Consider the following 716-nt stretch of genomic DNA (forward strand, 5'->3'; position numbering starts at 1 on the left):
TCGTCGAGGCTCATGCGGTCCACGGTGTCTCCTGGGCTGCCGGGCTGCGGGCTGCCGGGCTGCGGGGGTCAGGCCATCGCCTGTAATCAAACTGGTGCACGATTCAAGTCGTCGAAGCTGGTCCTGCTCCGTTTCCTGGGATCCAGGAGCGGGATCTGGCCCGTACTCGGCGGTGGATCGTCGATGAGGAACGCCGTGAGGCCGAGCACCGGCGCAGTATCGAGGCCCGCCCGCCGGTGCCGGACTGGCTGATCGAGCAGAGCATCGTCCACCACCCCGCCGGTGGACTATCTGCCGCACGGTCGCCTCGGGCCACCCGAGGAACTCCTCGATCTCCGCACGAACACCGCCCGCTCCACCGGCGCCGGCGTCTCCAGCACCACCAGCAGCGCGGTCGAGACGGCGTCGGCCGGCTCGGCGCCCTCGGCGACGTCCGATGCGCTCAGCAACAGCTCGGGCAGCCAGGGCCCGATGTAGCTCTCGCGGACGGCACGGGCGGAAGCGAGCCGGCGCGTGACGGGAGCCGGTACGCCGGATGACCAGGGCAGGGACGCCGTGATCACCCGGCAGTACGGTGAAGCACCGTCGGTCAGAACCAGCCGGTGCATTCGATACTGCCGCCCCGGCCGTTGGTGCCGCAGGCGCGCATCACGAGGCCGGAGTCGTTGCACTGGGTGGTGTACGCGTCGTTGCCCGAGGTGACAGTGGTGTAGCCC

Annotated in this window: 1 protein-coding gene; it reads right to left on the bottom strand. The window is 70.0% G+C overall.

All coding sequences use genetic code 11. The features are described 5' to 3' along the window. Positions 1-287: 287 nt before the first annotated feature. Complete coding sequence (locus TN53_RS46335) at positions 288-563, bottom strand: hypothetical protein (RefSeq protein WP_199924750.1); 276 nt, start codon at positions 561-563, stop codon at positions 288-290. Between the last annotated feature and the right edge of the window lie 153 nt (positions 564-716).

The organism is Streptomyces sp. WM6386, assembly GCF_000972385.1.
In the GTDB taxonomy this organism is placed as follows: domain Bacteria; phylum Actinomycetota; class Actinomycetes; order Streptomycetales; family Streptomycetaceae; genus Streptomyces.